Here is a 2,059-nt window from a genome sequence, read left to right as displayed (position 1 = left end):
GCCTCTCCGGGCTCGATCCTGTCAGCATTGAGTCGCACGCGCGTGTGCGGGGCGTAGTGGGAGGCAAGCATGCCCGGCGCGAGCGGCCTGCCGCCGTCGCCCGGCGCGAGCGGCTGGCCGTTGTCGCTTTCGGCGTCCGCCGGAAGTTGGTCGAGCCTGTGGCCGAGCACGCGCTCGATCTCCGCGCGCGGCAGCCCGCCCGGCCGCAACAGCGTCGCGCGCTCGAAGCAGCCGACGATGGTTGATTCGACCCCGACCTCGACCGGGCCGCCATCGACGATCAGGTCGATGCGCCCCGAAAGGTCGCTTGCGACATGCGCCGCTGTGGTCGGCGAGACATGGCCGGAGAGATTGGCGGAAGGCGCCACCACCGGCCGGCCGAGGGCGCGCAGGATGTCGTGGGCGATGGCGTGGGCGGGCACGCGCACCGCGACGGTATCGAGCCCCGCCGTGGCGAGCTCCGCCACCGGGCAACCTTCCGTTTTTGGCAGCACCAGCGTCAGCGGCCCCGGCCAGAATGCTTCCGCCAAAGCGGTCGCCACCGCATCGAATCGGGCAATCCGGCGCGCGGCGGCGAGATCGCCGACATGCGCGATCAGGGGATTGAAGGCCGGCCGTCCCTTGGCCTGGTAGAGGTGGGCGATCGCGGTCGCATTGGTGGCGTCGGCGCCGAGCCCGTAGACGGTCTCGGTCGGGAACGCCACCAGGCCGCCTCTCACGAGTACGCCGGCGGCCGCCGCGGTCCCGGCGGTTCCGGCCGGCAGGATCCGGGTTTTCAGGCTGGTTTCCACTGTGACTAGAATCCTCGAATGCGCTGCTTGCGGTCGCCCCAACCCGACGCTATAAGCCGCGTTCTCAGTCGGAGTGTGGCTCAGCCCGGTAGAGCACTGCGTTCGGGACGCAGGGGTCGCAGGTTCGAATCCTGCCACTCCGACCATGAAATTCCTATGCTTTTCGTCTTTTTTTCACGACAGGCAGCCAAGTCAACCCCGGAAATAACCCCAGATACGACGTTCTGCTTTGGTTTCGACGTGATTGCCTGGCTGCGTCGCGCAAGAAGTCCGGATGAAGATGGCCGTAGGTATCGAGTAGGACTTCGACGGACATCCCGAGGAACCCGGCCGCCTTCCACGGGGCCGCGCCCGGCCCCTTTGGCTGGCAGTGCCACACGAACCGGAGCCAGATTCGACACGGTGCTCTCTCACAACTTGTAAGAAGCGCGGATACCAGCATGGTCGGCCGGGAAATCCCTAATATCGTGCGTGACGAGAAGCATCGCGTCTACTCAACTCAGCTCAGTATGCGAACACCGGCCTGCACACTTCCGCTGTATCCTTCGAGATCTACAGCGACGTGCCAGCGGCCGGCGCTGGGCACTTGCAGGCGAAATGGAGACCGCGTCGCGCGCCCACCGAAGTAGCGATGCTGGCCACCTTGACGGTAGTTGGCAAAATTTGAGCTATCCATAATGAGGGATCGCGACACTACGATCCAGTAATCGAGGAAGAGGCAAATTGGCTGGGGCCAGCATTGTTGGTTTCCGAGGAGGCGGCGAAGCACATTGCTCGCATGAGTTTGCCTGTCGCTAAAGCCTCCGAGGTTTACGGGGTCAGCGAGGACTTGATGCGTATGAGGCTTAATGTGACGGGAGCATTGATCAGAGCCGCCAGACGTGCGACCGGCTGATTGCGAAATTACCCGCCGACCTTCAATTTAAGCTCTCCTTGACCGACGCGCACCGCATATTTCGCAACGGCCAATGTTTCCGCCGTTTCCGCCGGGCGCGGCTCCAGCCGGCCTTAGATGATACCCGGTTAGACAACGACCATCCTTAATCTCATGGGCGCTGCTTTCCTAACCCGCGCATCGTGGCCGGATCTCCCGGACGAGTTTGCCCGCCCCTGCTACTCTGCATGCGATCTTCTATCGATCGACTGCAACCACACCGTTATGAGCGACAGGATAAGGAACGCGATCGTTGATTTTCCTGCATTTTCGTCCGAGATTACTCGTGTTCATTGCGTTCTGTTGAGATCGTTTCTGGTGCGAAACTGGGGGG

At 63.0% G+C, this 2,059-nt stretch carries 2 protein-coding genes and 1 tRNA gene; 1 reads left to right on the top strand and 2 read right to left on the bottom strand.

Annotated elements, in window-relative coordinates; genetic code table 11:
• Window positions 1–791, bottom strand: a 791-nt coding sequence (locus CWO89_RS43540) for an L-threonylcarbamoyladenylate synthase (RefSeq protein ID WP_130584310.1), incomplete at its 3' end; no start/stop codon positions are given.
• Between the two features lie 69 nt (window positions 792–860).
• On the opposite strand from CWO89_RS43540, the gene CWO89_RS43535 reads away from it, so the two are divergent.
• A tRNA-Pro gene (locus tag CWO89_RS43535) sits at window positions 861–937 on the top strand.
• Window positions 938–1,290: 353 nt separating this feature from the next.
• On the opposite strand, the gene CWO89_RS49875 is transcribed toward CWO89_RS43535, so the two are convergent.
• Complete coding sequence (locus CWO89_RS49875) at window positions 1,291–1,467, bottom strand: DUF1883 domain-containing protein (protein ID WP_130584309.1); 177 nt, start codon at window positions 1,465–1,467, stop codon at window positions 1,291–1,293.
• Window positions 1,468–2,059: the final 592 nt, after the last annotated feature.

The sequence above is a fragment of the Bradyrhizobium sp. Leo170 genome, from assembly GCF_004296405.1.
Classification (GTDB): Bacteria; Pseudomonadota; Alphaproteobacteria; order Rhizobiales; family Xanthobacteraceae; genus Bradyrhizobium.
The sequence above is the reverse complement of the archived record's forward strand: the minus strand, read 5'-3'. Positions and strand labels throughout refer to the sequence as shown.